The following is a 19,259-nucleotide window of genomic DNA, read 5'->3' as shown; positions in this document are numbered from 1 at the left end:
ATTTCCCCGAGAATCAAACCAAGTGAAGGAACCACACTAAAAACCAAATCAGCACAAAACTTATAAGAAGCGAAATATTGACCATTGTACCGGCTATGCGGGAATCAAAGCCAAACTCATCTGAAAAAGGAAGAATAGTCATGCCTAAAGGAAGTATAACCAAAACTATCATGACACTTTGCATAAGCGATGGCGGAACTAAGAAATAAATACCAACCACACAAATACCTCCTAACAAGTACCTCAACAAAAGCACTTTACTGATATATTTCATTTGAGATTTATTCAGCTCAAAACTCAAATAAATACCCATCAATAGCAGAACCAAAGGCTTATTGGCTTTTGCCAATATTCCTAAAAAATCAAAGGCAATATCTGGCAAAGGAATACTGAAAATATTTACACTCAAACCAATAACCATTCCCGTAACTGGCGGCAAAGTAAAAACACGCAGCATCAACTTTGAAATCGGAAATTTTCCATCTCCTCGTTTAGCAAAATACGAGCCTACAGGATAAACACCGCCGAAAGTCATGATGGTATTGCCAATGTCAAACATGACTGCAAAAACCAAGGCTTCGGTACCCCAAATTCCCTCTATCAACGGAAATCCGAAAAGACCCACATTAAGCCCTCCCGCTCCCATAGTAAGTACGCCTCTGAGCTTGGTTTCTAGACCTTTAAAGAAATAAAAAGCCGCAAAAATCATGATTACACCCATGCCAATACACAAAAAAGGCAACAAAAAGAGCGTTGGCTCAAGTTTGATTTTGGCGGTAGAAATAATCATTAAAGCCGGAAAAGTAGTGTGCATCAAAAACTTCGAAAGCACTTTTCCTTCTTTTTCAGAAATAAAATTATACTTTTTTATCAGAAAGCCCATCAGAATAAAGGCCAACGTAATGATAAAAGTGGCGTTTGCTTGAGCCATTTAGAATCTTTTTTGCAAAGATAAAATCTATAAATAAAAATAGTACAATTATATCAAGTCAGGATAATTATTTAGAAAACAAATACCACTCTTAAGCATTAATGGTGCTGTTTTCTACTGATTATTCCGCCAGAAGCTTCTTTTATCGTATTGGCAAAAACAAAAGCGTTGGGATCAACTTCGTAGATTAGATTCTTCAGCTTCCTCAACTCGAACCTGGTAATTACCGTAAAAATAATATCGCAATCAGCACTGACCTCAAAAGACTCTGGCAAAAAACCCCGCTCTCCTTTGTAAACAGTGATACCGCGTTTTAGGTTATTAACTAACTCATGTTTAATGAGTTGGCTTTCAGAAGAAATAATAGTAACACCAGTAAAAGCCTGCAAACCCTCCACCACATAGTCTATAGTACGAGATGCTGCAAAATAAGTTAGGCAAGAATAAAGGGCCGTTTCAACACCAAACTTAAAGGCCGCCACAGAAAATATTATGATATTGATACCCAATATAATCTCTGTAATGGTAAATGAGGTTCTTTTGAGTGTGTACAAAGCCAAAACCTCGATACCATCAAGTGCGGCACCTGCTCGCATGTTAAGCCCCACGCCCAAGCCAAGAAAAACACCCCCAAAGATAGAAATTAGCAGTTTGTCATGTGTAAGGTCAAATACTGGAAGTGTCTGCAAAACAATACCCAACAAAACCACCGCCACGAAAGTTTTAATAGTAAACGCCTTACCAACAGTAAAATAACCAATAACAATCAGTGGAATATTCATCAAAACTATTACCAGAGCCAGATTAACGTGATAAAGCTCATGTATAAGAAGAGACAAACCTGTAACCCCACCATCAAAGAAATGATTGGGAACCAAAAAACCCTTAAGAGCAACAGCCGCTATCAAAACCCCAACAACAATCAAGAGATATTCCTGAAGGTATCCTTGTAGTTTAGAGGTCTCACTTTGTTTTGTCATATTCTTCATCTTTTGCTCAATCTTTTTTAAATTCTTTCTTTTTTTTACTTCAAGGTCTTTTTTGGCGGTTGGTGTGAAAAAATGATGCCTACTTAGAAAATCTACCTGAATCTCACACCATTTTGCATCAGATATTGCCCGTCCATCGGCTCTAAACTCCGACACCAGTTTATCCGAATTCTCCACGTACTTATCAGTACCCAAATAGTACAGGTCAGCGTCGCATATTATTTCTTGCAATTTATTCTGAGGATTTTGAGGAAGCTTGGTGGCCATTATCAAGTCCCCAATTACCTCAACATCTTCTTCCGAAAATCCATAATCTGACAATATCTCTTGTGCAAAATTACGAGATCGTAGCTCGTGGCCTTCGCTCTTGGGGTCAAATATAAAACCAGTATCGTGAAATAAAGCTGCCGTTTTTAAGAGTTCAACAGATGACTTTCCTATTTGCTCATTTTCAGCCAAATAAATAGTGTGTTCTAAAACATTTATCGTGTGCTGGTAATTGTGATAGGCCACAGAAGCGGGAATTTCGTTCTTTAGTCTCTCTATTACTAAGTCATAAACCTTGGTGAACCTCATAGTATAATTCCGAAAAATAAATCAATTTAGTACCTCGTAAACAATCGCTTCCACGGACTTATTTTTGAGTGGATTAGAACCCAAAAGCTTACAATTAAAAGATTGTTTTACCTTTCCGTAAGCCTCTTCATTTATTAAAATCTGACCGTTTTGGGCCAAACTCTGTAGCCTTTGTGCTGTATTTACTGTATCGCCTATAACGGTATAGTCGAGCCTTTTAAGCGTTTTTGAACCAATATTTCCAGAAATCATCTCTCCGGAATTTATACCGATAGAAACTTTGGGATGAAACTCAATCTTAGAAGCCGCCTGAGGCAATGCCTCTATATGATTCCTAATGGCCAATGAGGCCTCTATGGCTCTGTCTAAGTGAAATTCGCCTTTAAAAACGGCCATGACGCAATCTCCAATAAACTTATCTATCAGCCCGCCTTGGGCAATTATCTCCTTCACAATCAAGTCAAAATATTGATTCAGAAGCATTACCACATTGTCTGGGCTTTCTGTTTCGCTTATAGATGTAAAACTACAAATATCTATAAAAGCTACGCTTGCCTCCACCGTTTCGTTGGCAGAAAGCGATGCTTCATACTCACGACCGGACATAAAGTTGAGCACGTTGTGGTCCACATACATTTTCAAAATATTGTTTTCCTTGATGGCCTGAATAGTCTCCTTGAGCTGATTTACATGCTGAATGGTCTTTTCAATGGTAGTTTCGAGATCGGTAAAGTTCACAGGCTTGGTAACGAAATCAAAGGCTCCGCGATTCATGGCCATACGGATATTGTCCATGTCGCCATAAGCCGACACCATCACTGACTTTATCAAGGGATGTGCCTCGCCAAGCTTGGTAAGCAATGTAAGACCATCCATTTCAGGCATATTTATGTCACTCAATACGATGTCCACATCAGGATTTTCGTCCAAAACCCTCAAGGCTTCAGTGCCATTGGTGGCAAACACAAAGGAGTAGTGTTGTTCACGGATTTTTTGCCTATACTTTTGCTTTATAAGTATTTCTAAATCAGTCTCGTCGTCGGCTATTAGTATCTTGGTCATTTGTCTAACGTTTAAAAAGTCTTTCTTTCAAATCACCAAAATCCAGAGGTTTGTTTAGGAAATCGTCGGCCCCTAAACTCAAAGCCTTGTTGCGTGTTTCGTCGTCTCCATAGGCCGTAATCATCATTACAATTGGCTTTGGCTTTGTGTTCTTCTCTACTATTTCTCTCAAAAGCTCTATGCCACTCATACCCGGCATATTGATGTCAGACAAAATCAAAATTGCCTCGGACTCATGTTCATGAAGGTAAACCAGGGCGTTTTCGCCTGAAGTGGCAAAAGAAAATTCTATCTCGCCGTTCTTGATTTCTTTTCGAAATTTTTGCAAAAATAAGTCTTGAATATCCACTTCGTCGTCAACAACTAGAACTTTCATGGTTTTGGGTTTAATGTTGGTAAAAATAATAAATGTTTTAGCTAATTGGTAATTTTATAATAAATGTTGTTCCAAAGCTCTCTTCACTCTCAACTTCAATCGTTCCCCCATGCCCTTTGGTCACAATATCATAAGCCAAACTAAGCCCCAAGCCAGTGCCTTCGCCAGTAGGTTTTGTTGTAAAAAATGGTTGAAAGATTTTGGCTTTCGTGACTTCTGACATGCCTGAGCCATTGTCTTTTACGCTTATCACCACGCCATTTTCCGCCCTTTTTGTTTTGACTTCAACCAAAGGATTTTTCACACCTTTTGTGGCATAAAAAGCATTATTTATCAAATTCAAAAGTACCCTACCCATATCTTGCGGAATGACAGCAATTTTTGGCAAATTTGGATCAAAATCTGTCTTGAAATCACTGTTAAAAGTATTGTCTTTTGCTCTTAATCCATGATAAGCCAACCTCAAATATTCATCAGCCAAAGCGTTTATATCGGTTAATTCCTTTTCACCTGTACTTGTGCGTGAGTGTTCGAGCATCCCTTTTACGATAGAGCTTGCACGCTTGCCGTGGTAATAGATTTTTTCCTGATTTTGAATCAAATCTGACACCAATTCTCCTTCCTCAGTGTTTGACTCAATGCCTCGCTGCCTCAATGCCTCCTGTAACTCATTCGCTAATTCTACACTCACCTCACTAAAATTATTTACAAAATTCAAAGGATTTTGAATCTCATGGGCTATTCCTGCAGTAAGCTCGCCTAACGAAGCTAGCTTTTCAGATTGGATGAGTTGGGCTTGAGTGGATTTTAATTCTTCCAATGATTTTTTGAGTTGAACTGTCCGTTCGGTTACATTTTGTTCCAAGCGACGATTCTCTTCCTTTAGCTTTCTTGAACGTTCTCTAATGAGAGAGTAAATAACCATAACTAGAGTAATCACCGACAAAATGCGGAACCACCATGTTTCCCACCAAGGTGGACTGATAATAATACGAATTGATTTTTCGACAGAGCCACCGTCACTACTTATTGCTTTTACTTTGAAGATGTAATTGCCGGGTGGAATATTAAAAAAAGAAGCCTGATGTTCACCGCCGATATTATGCCAGATGTTATCATAGTTTTCAAGTATGTAGGAATATTTTTTATCAGTAGATGATATATAATCTGCTGAAAAAAAATCAAAGGAGAAAACATTCTCATCATGGCGTAGTTTGATCTCCTCAGTTTGCCAGATGGGTAATGATAAGAAACCACTGTTCTCTGAATTGATGAGTTTATCGCCCAGTTTAAAGCTAGTGATATTCAATGGTGGGGAAATATGGTTATCGCTCAGTTGATCAGGGCGAAATGAATAATAACCAAAATAGTTCCCTAAAAATAACCTTCCATCAGTGCCTTTAAAACTACTGAATGACCAGAGACTTTGTGTAAGTTGTACTCCGTTGTCTTTCGTATATTTTTTTATTTTGGTTCTGTTTTCATTTATCCTAATGATAGAAGTAGTGGTAGATACCCAGAGATTTTTTTGATCATCTTCTATAATATCTAAAACCGCACTGATATTTACCGCTGAATCTTCATTGGCAAAAAGTTCAAACTTATCTTTTGTTTTGTTGAAAGCATAAAGCCCCTGCCATCCTCCTGCCCATACCTTTCCTTTTGCATCCACACATATAGATCTCAGGTCATCATCAAGGTACTTACGAAATTTTCCTGTTTTGATATCCAGTTTATATAGACCCCAATTAGCTGTAAGCCAGATATTATGTTCCGGATCTTCTGCAATACGATTAACTTCAAAACCTTTATAATTACCCGCTATCTGCCCGACACTATAATTAGTGAACCGCCCGGTAGCCAGGTCCATCCTTGAAACACCAGAATCAGAGGCAGCCCATAAGTTCTTATTATGATCAAAAAACGTGTAGAATACATTATTACCTGAAATGCTTCCGGGGTTTTTAAGATCTTTTTTGTACTGAACATATTTTTCGGTTACTGGGTCAAACTTCAGCAACCCGGTACCAGTGCCTAACCAGAGATTTCCTGCTTCATCCGCTGCTATGGAGTGTATGTATTTACCTCTTGTTTTATTTTCTTTCGGATTAAAGATTAATAACTTTTCATTTTGGGTGGCCAGGTCTTTTCTTAACAGCCCTTTATCGGTACCTATCCATAAAATTTTACCATTGGCTTCAAGGTAGAGTGCTAAGGCTGCTTTGGAGATATTATTAAACAAAAAAGTTGTTTTCTTATAATTCAGTTGAGCTATACCTCCAATACCCATAACCCAGAATAGACCGTCTTTTGAACTTAGCCCCTTTATTGCAAGTGTTATATTAAGACCTGTTGCGGTATCCCTTTTGTTTGATGCCGACACATCCAAAAAATCATATAGGAGACCAAAATGCATTGATGTTTTAGTAACAGGATCATACCTGTTCAACCCATATTGGCCCATTCCAACCCATAATGCACGAGATGAATCTTCGGTAACAAACATTATGTCTGAAACTACGTCTTTGGAAGCCGGAGTTCGGCTCAAAGTACTCGAATTAAAAGGGTCTGGATAGTACTGGGTACATTTCCCTGTGTTTCTGTCCATAGCATACAAACCAGCATCTGTAACTATCCAAAATTTATTTTTGCTGTCTTCGTAAATGTCTGTGATAAATGTTCCTGGGATTCCGTTGTTGGCTTTTCTCGAATCCCAAAAGTAAGGAGTAATTTTTTTTGTAGTCGGGTCAAAAAGATTCAAGGCAGACGGAGATATATGATCCTTTGCAGATGATCTTCCGCAAATCCAAAGTATTCCTTTTCTGTCTTCGTATATTTTAAATACCTGCGGATTGCTGCTACCCTCCGGATCATGGTTGTTATTGCTGAAGTGCGTAAACCTTCCTGTATTTTTATCCAGTAAATCCAGTCCCTGGTTGGTGCCAATCCAAAGATTTCCTGAATGATCTTCCAAAATTGCATTTACAGTATCATTACTTAAACTAAAAGCATCTTTTGGGTTGTTCCGGAAATGCGTAAAGGTATTTGTTGACGGATCTAATCTATCCAGGCCTGAACCATATGTTCCCAACCAGAGGTTGTTATCAGCATCTATTATCAAAGAGCTAACTTGACCAGGGGCTATTGAATTGGCATTACTGGGGTCATTTAAGAAAGTCTGAGCTTTTACCCCGTCAAATTTTTGCAATCCTCTCGCAGTATTGATGAGCCAGAAAAATCCCAGATTATCCTGTTTCATATCAACAATAAAACTGTTGGGATTATCAAGAACCGTTTTAAAGCGGAGGTCCTGTGCAGACAATTCAATTCCGCTAAGCAGCAGTAGGCCAAGCAAAATATGTAAAAATATTTTTTTCATGTTCTTCTATTAAGAGGTAACAGGTAATTTTACAATAAACTCCGTCCCCACTCCTTCTTCACTTTCCACCTCAATTGTACCCCCATGCCCCTTAGTTACAATGTCGTAGGCCAAACTTAGACCCAAGCCCGTGCCTTGACCCGTGGGTTTAGTGGTGAAAAAGGGTTGGAAGATTTTTTCTAAATTAGCTTTTGGGATGCCTGAACCATTGTCTTTAATGCTAATATGAACCTCACCTCCACCTCTCCTATTGAGAGGGGAGTTTGCCTCAGCTATAAATTTGGTTCTTACAACTACTCGTTTAGCTCCCCCACTTGGTACTACCGGAGCTTGAAATGCATTATTTATCAAGTTCAACAAAACTCTGCCAATATCTTGTGGAATTACCTCAATCTTGGGCAAATTATCATCTTTTAAGAGCAGAAAATCAGCATTAAAGCTTTTGTCTTTCGCCCGCAATCCATGGTAAGATAACCGCAAGTATTCATCGGCCAGTAAATTGATATCCGTCAATTGCTTTTCTTTGCTGCTGGTTCTGGAATGCTCCAACATGCCTTTTACAATGGTGCTGGCACGATTTCCATGGTGATTGATTTTTATTAGATTTTGTTTTAAATCTTCTGAAATAGCTTTTACTTCCTCCAAATCGCCCTTTGCCAACTCCTCATTCATTTCGTCGATCATTTCAGTACTTACTTCTGAGAAATTATTGACAAAGTTCAAAGGATTTTGAATCTCATGAGCAATGCCGGCCGTGAGTTCGCCCAAACTTGCCATTTTTTCAGATTGGATCAATTGCGTTTGTGCCTGTTTCAAATCAACCAAAGTTTTTTCGATTTGCCCTTTGGCTGCTTCCAGCTGATTAAAATCCTCATATCGGGCGTAGGCGGTGGAGAAGGCGTCAGCCAAGTTTTGCATCAATTGTAATTCATCATCGCTCAGCAGTTCTGTATTACCCACATATAGCATGCCTTGCATAAATGGGAGGAAATGTAAGTATAGGTCAGTAGGGCGATTTTCAATCAAATATTTTTCACCTCTTTTAACGGCTCCCTGTTGCAAGAGGCTATTTGTAAACTCTGCAAATTGTGCTTCATCCCAATGCTGTTTATAGATTTCCCTTTTATGCCAACTTATGACTATTTGTGCTGTTTCGCCACTAGCATTGTATGGCTGGGTAAAAGCAGCTAAGGCATTTCCATCTGGTGTAGATAAAAACGATTGTACTTGTTGCTGCTCTTCATCCATAATAAATACACCGCAACGTATAAATGGAACCCCTAGTGTGGTTAATTCACTCCAAATAATGGGCGTTATTCTTTCCAGATCGGCAGTGGTTCGCATGGAGGCAATTTCTGCCCGAACTCTGTCCACAGAGGCACGTTTTATGGCTTCCAATGCCTGTGCTTCAGCTTTTTGCAAATCGAGGAAACGGGTATAAGTCTGTTCAAAAACTTTGGCGAAGCGTTTGAAAGTTTCATGCATTTCAGGGAAATGCTCAGAAGTAATGAAAAGTAAGTTGCCGTGTGAAAAATTCGCAAGATGATCAATTTGGAAAGTTGGAAATGGAATGCCGGCATCTAACATATTTTGCAACATCTCTCCCAAAACAGGAAGTGACAACATATACCTGTAATGGCCAGCTTGATATTCACCTTCCTTTTCATATACAAAAAGTTCATCACCTCTTTTTCTTGATTCATTAAAGGCAATAAAAACCGGATGTTCCGTCAACGGAATTTTGCAAGGTGGCAGAATATCACCATCAGCACTTCCTGGATACCATATACATTCTTTATCATTAATTTCAAAAATGTTAAATCCGCAGTGAAATTGAGGCACGCCTAATGCTTTCACTTGTTGGAAAAGAAGAGCTGCCACTTCAGGCAGTTCTTCACTTCGCTGCATGGCCATCGTTCTCGCTCGCACTCTTTCCAAGGCTAATTGGATTTGTGATTCTCTCGCCTGTAATTCGGCTTTTTGGAGATCGAGGAAACGTTTATAAGCAAGATCGAAGGCGGCAGCCATTTTTATTAAAATGTTTTCTACTTCAGGTTCAGGAGCATGAACATAAAAATCAAGGTTCAACCTTCCATAGGTAAGAGCAACTGCCGGGTGCCACGCCAGTTTGATTCCATTTTCTTTATAATAATGAACTACAACATCTGCCAGATTTTTATCATGTCTTCTGACCCAATCTGTTGTTATTTTCAGATCATGTTCATCCTGTTCGACTACTATATATCTGTCATTGGAACTCCAAATTTTATTTAAATAAAAATCTGGATTATTGTCTTCTAACCTGAATATGAATTCTGTATTTTCCCATGTACCATCTTCATGTTGCTTTGCAGATGTATTGTCCCATAACTTTATTGTCCCATCGTCCTGTATTAGTGTTATTGTTGCAGCATCAAATCCGGGCATATTTAAAGTTTCTAATTCCATCCGCATTGTAACTGCGACACCCATAATTTCAGCTGACTTATGCATTGCTAATGCTTTTGCCCTTACCCTTTCAACAGCCACTTCTATCTGAGCTTCCCTTGTCTGTGCTTCTGCTTTTTGGAGATCAAGAAATCTTGTATAGGTTTGTTCAAAAACTTTTGCGAAACGAATTAAAATTTCTGCTTTATCCTCTGGCAAAGGCTCTAAACTGATTACATCCATTGAGCCAAACTTTATGAAAGCATTAGATATGAAAACTTTGTCAATAGCAAATAAAGCTTGTTTATATTCTTCAGGTGAATATTTATGATCTGTTTCGGTAAATGCCTTTCTGAGATAATCTTTATTATTTTCACCACTCATTTCAATGATACTATACTGAGTCTGATTTCTGAAGTCTTGAATGAACTGGGTTAAAAAAGGATGATCAAAAAACTGAAACCTCGTCCCTTTTATTGAATCAGTATAACCAAGTCCATAACTCCAGATAGTCATTGCTTTGTTGTCATGGTCAACGATATTGATATTGCTTTCGAATATATCAAGACCAAGTTTTTTCCATTCAGCAAACACCACTTTAATCACCTCCTCAAGATCGGCACTCTTTTGCAAGGCCATAGAGTGGCTACGTATTCTTTCGAGTGAAGCTTCAATCTTTGCCTCTCTTGCCTGTGCTTCTGCTTTTTGCAAATCAAGAAAACGGGTATAGGTTTGCTCAAAAACTATACCAAAGCGTTTGAAAATATGATGGGCTTCAGGCACTGGATCATAAGTAATAAACATAAGGCTAACTTTGGACCCAAACACAAAATGTTCATATTGTTGAGACGGGACGACCCCATCCTGCAGCAGTATTTCATACTGCTTCTCGTCAAGTTTGCCAAGTGCGAGGTACAATTGTTTAATCTTCTCTCCTTCGACATAAAGAACATGAAATTCAACCCCGCTTTTTCTGGCATTACTTACATCCCTTAATGCCTCAGCCTTTTGTGTATGTACAATATTAGGCTCAATAAAACCTTCTCCGAAACTTAAATAGTCGACGTAGGAGTTATTGTCTTCGCTCCAAACATTAAAGCCTGCGGTCCATGTTTTAATACCTAAGGCACTTATCTGATTAAACAGCAGACTTGCAACATCTGTCAATTCATCGCTATGCTGCATTGCCATGGTACTGCTTCTTACTCTTTCTAATGCTGTTTCTATCTCAAGTTCACGTTTTTGTTCTTCAACTGCTTTTCTTTTTTTTTCTAGTTCTTCAATTGTTTCTTCCAAAAGAATAGCTGTAGTACGTTTAACTTTGTCAGTGCGTTCAAGTTTGAAGATAGTTATTTCCAGTTCTTTATCTGCATCGATAATGGATTTTGTAATCGACTTTTTTTCTTCGTCAGTCAGATGCTTCGACTCTTCAACGAGTGAAAGTACAGATTCTAAATTTTTATTCATTTGAAATAGAATTAAAGTATTAGAGAATGGTTACATTAAAGAAAAATCTATATTATCTCTTTTAAAACCACCGTACAGGCAGTAAAAGCATGCATTTCTAAGTCGCCATTTGTTGCACGAGCCAGCTCAGCACTGGAAAACATCCCTGCTATTGGCACATCCCAAACCTTTCTCACCCCTTCTATTTCATCATTGATTAAGGGCCCTAATGATACCAGTCTGCCAGCACAATTAAACAAGAGCAAGGCATCTGCCTCTATTATTTCCTTTGCTTTCAAATCTTCACATGCTTTAATCACCTTTTCTATGGAATCAAAATCAGGTGGAAGCGAAAAACGCACTTTGGAACCTTGTGGAACCACCCCTCCGCAATAATAAGATTGATCATCCCAATCTACTTTTAAGCCCGCCCGCATCACAGGATCTCCAGTTTCACGTTGCAATTGCAAAGTCAAAGCGATAGAATGCTCCATTGCCCAATTTTCTGCTGTTACATTTTCATAGCCGCCATACTTCATCAATAGACCCACCACAGGCACATCGTCTATGGTATATACATGATTACCGATACTTTTAGTAACTGTCTTTACAGTACCTATGGGATTCCATCCACAGGTAGCTCTGCCTTTTATGCCTATTTTATCTCCATCAAAGACGATTGTTACAATTCCATTGTTACTTTCATTATTATTGGTAAAAACAAATTCCTCTTTAAATGCAAAGTCATCACCTGCCATGCCGCCAAACACATTTACTTGTTTACCGATAATGTCTTCAAAGCCATGCAGCAATTCTTCTGCATCTGTATTCAGGTTGCTACCTGCAACAAGAAAGCTGGGATTGGTGAATTTTCCCAATGCTTTTTTAGCAATAGCCTGAGTGGTTTCTCTGTAATTTTTTTCGGAAAATTCTTCAAAAAATATAGCGAAGTAGGCAGGATTGACATCAAGCAGCATAATGGCTATTTCTCCTGCAGTTATACCCTCTCCAGTAAACTCACCATGGCTAGTACCACCATAAATAGCAATACCTGCATCATCCAATATTTTGCAGACTTCCCCTCTGTCTTGTTTTATAGATAGAAACACCATAGCTAATGTTGGGGTAAAGCCATCAGTTATGCTTTGAGCCAATGCTGATTGAATTTCCTCTGCTGAATTTCCTTTGACTGTTTTTGCTTTCATGGTTTATTAAATTAAATGATAGGTAATTTTATAATAAAAGTTGTTCCCTTACCCTCCACACTCTCAACTTCAATTGTACCCCCATGCCCTTTGGTCACAATATCATAAGCCAAACTTAGCCCTAGCCCCGTGCCTTCGCCAGTAGGTTTTGTTGTAAAAAATGGTTGAAAGATTTTGGCTTTCGTGACTTCTGACATGCCTGAGCCATTGTCTTTTACGCTTATCACCACACCATTTTTCGCCCTTTTTGTTTTGACTTCAACCAAAGGATTTTTCACCCCTTTTGTGGCATAAAAAGCATTGTTAATCAAATTCAAAAGCACCCTGCCAAAGTCTTGTGGAATGATTTCTATTTTTGGCAAACTTTCATCAAAGTCAGTTTTAAAGTCTGAATTGAAGCTTTTATCTTTCGCTCTTAAGCCGTGATAAGTCAGTCGCAAATATTCATCTACCAAAGCATTAATATCAGTAAATTCTTTCCCGCCTGTGCTATTTCTTGAATGCTCTAACATTCCTTTTACGATACTGCTCGCTCGCTTGCCATGGTGATGAATTTTTTCCTGGTTTTGAATCAAATCTGACACCAATTCTCCTTCCTCACTATTGCTCTCAATACCTCGTTGCCTTAATGCTCCACTCAATTCCTTGGATAATTCTATGCTCACCTCACTAAAATTATTGACAAAGTTCAATGGGTTTTGAATCTCATGGGCTATGCCTGCCGTGAGTTCGCCAAGGGAAGCGAGTTTCTCGGATTGAATGAGTTGGGCTTGGGTGGATTTGAGGGTTGAAAGGGTTTTCTCTAAATGCAAATTGGTTTTTAATTTTTCTTTATTATTACGATACAATATAAAAGCTAAAAATGATAAGCCTAATAGCACAACTAAAAGTAAGTATAATCGTAATCGATTTTTGTATTCAACATTTTCCAATTCTATTTTTTTCTGAATTTGCATCAATCTGGTTTGCTCATTATAGGATATTCTATCAAACTCTCTAGATTTATCAATATTATATAAGCTGTCTTTAAAAATAGATGCCTTTTTTAAATACTTATAAGCCTGCATAGAGTTGTTTTTTTGTTCATAAAGACCAGACAATGAAGTAGCAGCATTAAAAACAGTCGTCAGATAGTAGGGGCTGTTGGGACCTCCGTTAAAAGACTGCTTTGCATAAAAAATAGCGGAGTCCAACTGATTATTGGCTTTAAAGAGATTAGACAAACCCAAATAAGCTCTTGGAAGTGTATAGGTGATATCGTGTTTTGTTGCGTAATCAATACTTTCCTTGTAATATTTTATAGCCTGTTTTGGTTTCTTTACTTTTGTATAATATTCAGCTAAATAATAGGTAGTAGAGGTTTGGTAACCAGATGGAGCTATAATGGATTCCAATTGATAAGCTCTATTGAGGTATTTTTCAGCAGAATCAGGTAACCCCACAGCAGCGTAAGTTCCACCCATATTTAGATTAATGAAATTAAAAGTTTCGGGTATATTGTGTTTTTCATGCAATACTTTTGCTTCTTTTATGTACTTTAAAGCCAGCTGATTATCCTTATTAAGGTAAGAGCCATTAAGGTTTGTTAATATCCGTACCAGAATCAATGGATTGTTGTATTTTTCGCATATCCTCTTAGCATTCAGAAGAACTTCTAAACCTTCATTGCCTTTATTAGTGCGTTGCAAAACAAACCCCAACGGAATAGCACACAACATTTGGCCATTAGCATACCCAATATTTTTTGCCAATTTTAAACCCATTCTCCCAAAGTAAGCAGCTGAATCGAAATTAATCGAGGTGTAGCAGTGTGCCAATTTAGCCAAAATTAAAGTTTTTGTGCTATCTGTTTTAGCTTCTGATAAAGCCTTTTTTAATGAATTCGACAATGAAGGACTTATATTAGGTTGTGCTGATAAAAATAATGCTTGAAAGAACATTACGAGAAAAATTATACATTTTTTCATAGTCATTTTTTTAAATCGGTAATCTTTAGAATAAATATATCTCAAGAGTCATAGACTCGAAACATCGTGTAACCTCGTATTTAATTCGTGGGATACCAACGCACTAAATTAAGTGCTGTTGGTAAGAAACATTTTGAGACCAAATCATAATAAATATATTACTTTCACTTTGCTACGGTTTAAAATCAATTGTTACAATTAGGTCGAGGCTATACCTCTTTATGAATTGCTTAAATCTGCAACTTCACAATAAATTCCGTCCCCTCTCCCTCAACGCTTTCACACTCAATAGTACCCCCATGCCCTTTGGTCACAATATCATAAGCCAAACTAAGCCCCCAAGCCAGTGCCTTCGCCAGTAGGTTTTGTTGTAAAAAATGGTTGAAAGATTTTGGATTTGGTGGCTTCTGACATGCCTGAGCCATTGTCTTTTACGCTTATCACCACACCATTTTCCGCCCTTTTTGTTCTGACTTCAACCAAAGGATTTTTCACACCTTTTGTGGCATAAAAAGCATTATTTATCAAATTCAAAAGCACCCTGCCAAAGTCTTGTGGAATGATTTCTATTTTTGGCAAACTTTCATCAAAATCAGTTTTGAAATCTGAATTAAAAGTATGATCTCTTGCTCTTAAACCATGATAAGCCAATCGTAAATATTCATCAGCCAAGGCATTAATATCGGTCAATTCTTTTAAGCCCGTACTGGTACGTGAATGTTCGAGCATACCTTTTACGATGCTACTTGCTCGTTTGCCATGATGATTGATTTTTTCCTGATTTTGAATCAAATCTGACACCAATTCTCCTTCATTACTATTGGCCTCAATGCCCCGCTGCCTTAATGCCTCTTGTAACTCATTGGCTAATTCTACGCTCACTTCACTAAAATTATTGACAAAATTCAGCGGGTTTTGAATTTCGTGAGCGATGCCTGCGGTGAGTTCGCCAAGGCTGGCGAGTTTTTCGGATTGGATAAGTTGGGCTTGGGTGGATTTGAGTTGGGATAAAGTTGATTGTATTTCTACATTTTTAGCTTGAAGTAGTTTTTTTGCTCTCTTCTCTTTTTGACTATTTCGCCAAAGGATGAAAGCAATAAGAAGAAGTATTGCTAAACCAGCTATCAACGCATATTGTCGTAATTGGTTTTCTTTCGCAACTCTTTTAGTTTCAATATCATTTTGGCGTTCTTTTTCTTCCGTCATTGTTTTTTGCAACCCCAATATTTTTGTTGCTCCAAACATTTCATCATTTGTTGTTTTGGCTATTTTATAATAATAAAGAGCTTCTTTGCTGTCTTTTTCTTCATAAAGCTCGGCCAATAACATACTGGCGTCTATTATGACCAATTTATAATTACATATTGATGCGAAATGAAGTGCCTTTTTTGCGTAATAAATACAAGAATCTTTCTGGTTTTGTATTTTATAAATCTCCGCTATTAAATAATGGCAAAAGCCTTGGTCACGGATATTCCCTTCTTTGATGCCTTCATTGACACCCATTCGGGACGTATTTAAGGCAATTCCAAGTTTATTTAATTTTATATAAATTGTACTTAGAACTCTGAGTGCGTAAGGTTTTTCAGACATTGATGCTAACTCTGACATTTGCTCATACCCTTTATTAGTAAAATATAATGCCGAATCAAGTCGATTCATTTTTTCGTAAACGTTACCTACATTTACCAATAGAATAGCAACTTTCTTTCTATTATCGTTCAATTGATATATTGACAAAGCTTTTTTGTAATTATTTAAGGACTTAGAATAATCTTTCAAATCAACATATACAGTACCAATGCCAAACAAGGCTTTTGCAGCTTCATCGGATTTGATATTGTGCCCAGCTATTGATAAGGCCAATTGTTGTAAGGATAACGACTTTTGCAAATCACCTAATCCTCTATATACAAATCCTACACTACTTAATGCACTCGATTCACCATTTGAGTATTGAATACGCCGAGCTAAATCTATTGCTTGTTGCCCATATCTAATGGCAGTATCTGGTTTTGAGTGTCGATACTCATAACATAATTCAGCCATAATCTTAACACGACTTTTAACATCGCTGGCAATAGCCAAATCATACGTTAATTTATCAGTTAGTTTGTTTTGGGCAAAACAAAAACTACAAATAAATGCGAGAAATATACCCAGGCTTAGTGTTTTCATTTTTTGATAGTTATCATAGGCAACTTCACACTAAACTCCGTCCCCACACCCTCCACACTTTCACACTCAACAGTCCCCCCATGCCCTTTTGTAACTATATCATAGGCCAAGCTCAAACCCAAGCCTGTACCCTTTCCGGTAGGTTTTGTAGTAAAAAACGGCTGGAATATCCTCTCCATGTTTTCTGATGATATTCCCGAGCCATTATCTTTTACTCTGATTTCTACCGCTCCAGATATGGTTTTGGTGGAAACCGTCACTAATGGTTTGTAAACTTCGCCAGTGCTATTTTTGGATCGTTCGTTACAAGCATAAAACGCATTATTGATCAAATTCAAAAACACACGGCCCATGTCTTGCGGAACGGCATCTATCAATGGCAAATTAGAATCCAATTCAGCCTTGAAATCTGCATTGAAGGTTTTGTCTTTGGCCCGTAAACCATGGTAACTGAGTCGTAGAAACTCATCTGCCAAGGCATTTATGTCTGTAGGTTCTTTTTGGCCTGTGTTGGTTCTTGAATGTTGGAGCATACCTTTCACAATACTTGCTGCACGTTTGCCGTGGTGATTTATTTTTTCGAGATTTTGCTTAATATCTTCAAGCAACTCGGCCTCTTCTTCGCCCCCACGAGGAATTTGTGAACTCATGAGCTCCTCAATCAGTTCAATATTTAGCTCCGAAAAATTATTCACAAAATTCAACGGATTCTGAATCTCGTGGGCAATACCTGCTGTAAGCTCCCCCAAAGACGCCAGTTTCTCTTGTTGAACTAACTGATTCTGTGTAGCTTTTAGTTCTTCAACTGTAGATTCTAACTGTTCTTTTTGTGCCAATATCTCAGAAGTTCGCTCTTTTACCAAAATCTCCAACTTCTCGTTTTCACCGACAACAATCCTATTTTTTTCTTCTTCTTTTTTAAGTGCTTTTATCTGGTTGTTGGTACTGATGGCAAAGGCAATCATCCAAAAAAGTGCCCCTAAAAACACAAAATCGGCCACTACATCATTTTCTTTTAAAAAATCGGCCCAATAATATTCTAGAAAATCTTTAACGCTATTTACAACATAAAACGGCAGACCTGCCTTCAGCAATGAACTAGCCAAATTATTCTCTCGCAGCAACCACAAAACATATATAGTGGCAGAAAAAACCATAAACCAACAGAAATTGATGGTTGGAAGAAATCGCTCAAATGAAGTAAAATTCAGAAGCAATAAAAAAGGAACAATAAATAAATTCAGAACCTTTAAATATTGATCATACTGAGGCAATGACTCCTGGGTATTGAGGTGGGTGCGGATAAACCGTAAGGCAAAAAAGGCTACAAAAAAATTGAGCATGAGATAAAAGTTAAATCTTAGTCAAATTTGCACAAAAAAGGTGAAAAAGTAGCCAAAATAAACTTTTTTCGTGATTCATACCATCAAAGCCAACGATGGAAACCAAGGTATTCGTTAAATGACTGCAATAATTTATTATGTCAAAATCTCAATTATTCATTATTTTTTATATACTTTTAAAAAGCCATCTAATAACCTGGTTAAAACCCATTAACACCAGAAAAGTAAAAAAAAATGAATGATTCCACTTACGATGTTTGTGTAATCGGAGCTGGCCCAGCCGGGTGTTCAGCGGCATATCAGCTAAGTCAAAATGGGCTGTCTGTCTTGTTGATAGACAAATCGGAGTTTCCAAGAGTAAAACCATGTGCAGGTGGTATTACCATAAAATCTATTCAGGCTTTGCCCTATGCCATCACACCAGTAATAAAGAGGATTTGCCGGAATATTGTAATTGGCAATGGTCAAACCAAAAAGACGTTGTTTAGTAGTAAGTCGCCTCTATGTGCCATGACGATTCGCTCAGAATTTGACGCTTTTTGTTTGCAAAAAACCATAGAAAGAGGAGCTGCTTTTGAAGTTCATTCAAAAATAGTAAGTATAGAAACCACTGACCACTATATAGAAATAAAAACCTCAAGGTCTGTTATTTTTGCCAAATACCTACTCGGTGCCGATGGCGTAAACAGCACGGTCAGAAAACTCACCAATGTGTTTTCTGATTTAAAAAAAGCCACCGCCGTTGAAGGAAAAGTATATTTGTCAGAGTCACAAATGCCCGATTTAGAAATAGATTTCGGATATGTTAAAAACGGATACGGGTGGATTTTCCCAAAACACGACCATGTAAATATAGGCCTTTACTCCTACAGTCCCGACGAAAAACTAGGTAGAAGTAGGCTTGAGGAATATGCAAAAGCGAAATTTCCAGAATATAATTTAAAAGAAATCGAAGGCTTCCAGATGGGCATAAATACCCAAAAGTACATTCCAAAATCTCCCAATATTTTCTTGATTGGCGATGCAGCCGGCCTGGTAGATTCGCTTTTGGGTGAGGGTATTTTTAATGCCGTCAAAAGCGGGCAACTGGTGGCAGAAGCTATCATAAATGCCACGAAAGATGGTTCTTCGGCTTTACTAAACTTCAGCCTACGGCTAGAAAAGCTACAAAAAGACCTAGATATCTGCCAAAATTCGGCCGATTGGTTTTACAACAATCTCAAAAAAGGGTATTTTGCACTGACCACCATGCCTGTCAAATACTGCTTACTAAAAGGCTTTGCCTCTGGCTTAACTTTTGGTCAGACAAAAAAGGAATTTCTAAGGCTATTTTTTATAAAATCTCCAATATCGAAACTCAGTTGAAGTCTCCTAGCTTTT

General features: G+C 37.9%; 11 protein-coding genes. 1 reads left to right on the top strand and 10 read right to left on the bottom strand.

Annotated features, from left to right (window positions below; all coding sequences use genetic code 11):
* Window positions 1–13: 13 nt before the first annotated feature.
* The 10 genes from EGI26_RS02315 to EGI26_RS02270 form a co-directional block, all read right to left on the bottom strand.
* Window positions 14–931: an AEC family transporter gene (locus tag EGI26_RS02315; RefSeq protein WP_255076089.1), complete on the bottom strand. Its 918-nt coding sequence runs from the start codon at window positions 929–931 to the stop codon at window positions 14–16.
* A 98-nt stretch (window positions 932–1,029) separates the two neighbouring features.
* Window positions 1,030–2,496 carry a YitT family protein gene (locus tag EGI26_RS02310; protein WP_255076088.1) on the bottom strand — a complete coding sequence of 489 codons (1,467 nt, stop codon included), beginning with the start codon at window positions 2,494–2,496 and terminating at the stop codon, window positions 1,030–1,032.
* Between the two features lie 21 nt (window positions 2,497–2,517).
* On the bottom strand, window positions 2,518–3,558 hold the full coding sequence (locus EGI26_RS02305) for an adenylate/guanylate cyclase domain-containing protein (RefSeq protein WP_255076087.1): 1,041 nt from the start codon (window positions 3,556–3,558) through the stop codon (window positions 2,518–2,520).
* Between the two features lie 4 nt (window positions 3,559–3,562).
* Window positions 3,563–3,934, bottom strand: coding sequence for a response regulator (locus EGI26_RS02300; RefSeq protein WP_255076086.1), 372 nt, complete (start codon window positions 3,932–3,934; stop codon window positions 3,563–3,565).
* A 37-nt stretch (window positions 3,935–3,971) separates the two neighbouring features.
* Window positions 3,972–7,313, bottom strand: coding sequence for a sensor histidine kinase (locus EGI26_RS02295; protein ID WP_255076085.1), 3,342 nt, complete (start codon window positions 7,311–7,313; stop codon window positions 3,972–3,974).
* A gap of 9 nt (window positions 7,314–7,322) precedes the next feature.
* Window positions 7,323–11,207 carry a sensor histidine kinase gene (locus EGI26_RS02290; RefSeq protein ID WP_255076084.1) on the bottom strand — a complete coding sequence of 1,295 codons (3,885 nt, stop codon included), beginning with the start codon at window positions 11,205–11,207 and terminating at the stop codon, window positions 7,323–7,325.
* A gap of 47 nt (window positions 11,208–11,254) precedes the next feature.
* On the bottom strand, window positions 11,255–12,391 hold the full coding sequence (locus tag EGI26_RS02285; protein ID WP_255076082.1) for an FIST signal transduction protein: 1,137 nt from the start codon (window positions 12,389–12,391) through the stop codon (window positions 11,255–11,257).
* 11 nt (window positions 12,392–12,402) lie between these two features.
* On the bottom strand, window positions 12,403–14,280 hold the full coding sequence (locus tag EGI26_RS02280; protein WP_255076080.1) for an ATP-binding protein: 1,878 nt from the start codon (window positions 14,278–14,280) through the stop codon (window positions 12,403–12,405).
* A 408-nt stretch (window positions 14,281–14,688) separates the two neighbouring features.
* Window positions 14,689–16,536 carry a tetratricopeptide repeat protein gene (locus tag EGI26_RS02275; RefSeq protein ID WP_255076078.1) on the bottom strand — a complete coding sequence of 616 codons (1,848 nt, stop codon included), beginning with the start codon at window positions 16,534–16,536 and terminating at the stop codon, window positions 14,689–14,691.
* On the bottom strand, window positions 16,533–17,879 hold the full coding sequence (locus EGI26_RS02270) for an ATP-binding protein (RefSeq protein WP_255076077.1): 1,347 nt from the start codon (window positions 17,877–17,879) through the stop codon (window positions 16,533–16,535). The genes EGI26_RS02275 and EGI26_RS02270 overlap by 4 nt, the downstream gene beginning before the upstream one ends.
* Window positions 17,880–18,113: 234 nt before the next feature.
* Here EGI26_RS02270 and EGI26_RS02265 point away from each other — a divergent pair, with 234 nt between their 5' ends.
* Window positions 18,114–19,244, top strand: a complete 1,131-nt coding sequence (locus EGI26_RS02265; protein WP_255076075.1) for an NAD(P)/FAD-dependent oxidoreductase — start codon at window positions 18,114–18,116, stop codon at window positions 19,242–19,244.
* Window positions 19,245–19,259 lie beyond the last annotated feature (15 nt).

Source organism: Lacihabitans sp. CCS-44 (assembly GCF_024343735.1).
Lineage (GTDB): Bacteria > Bacteroidota > Bacteroidia > Cytophagales > Spirosomataceae > Leadbetterella.
Note: the sequence above shows the minus strand (reverse complement) of the source record. Positions and strands in the feature narration are given on the sequence as shown.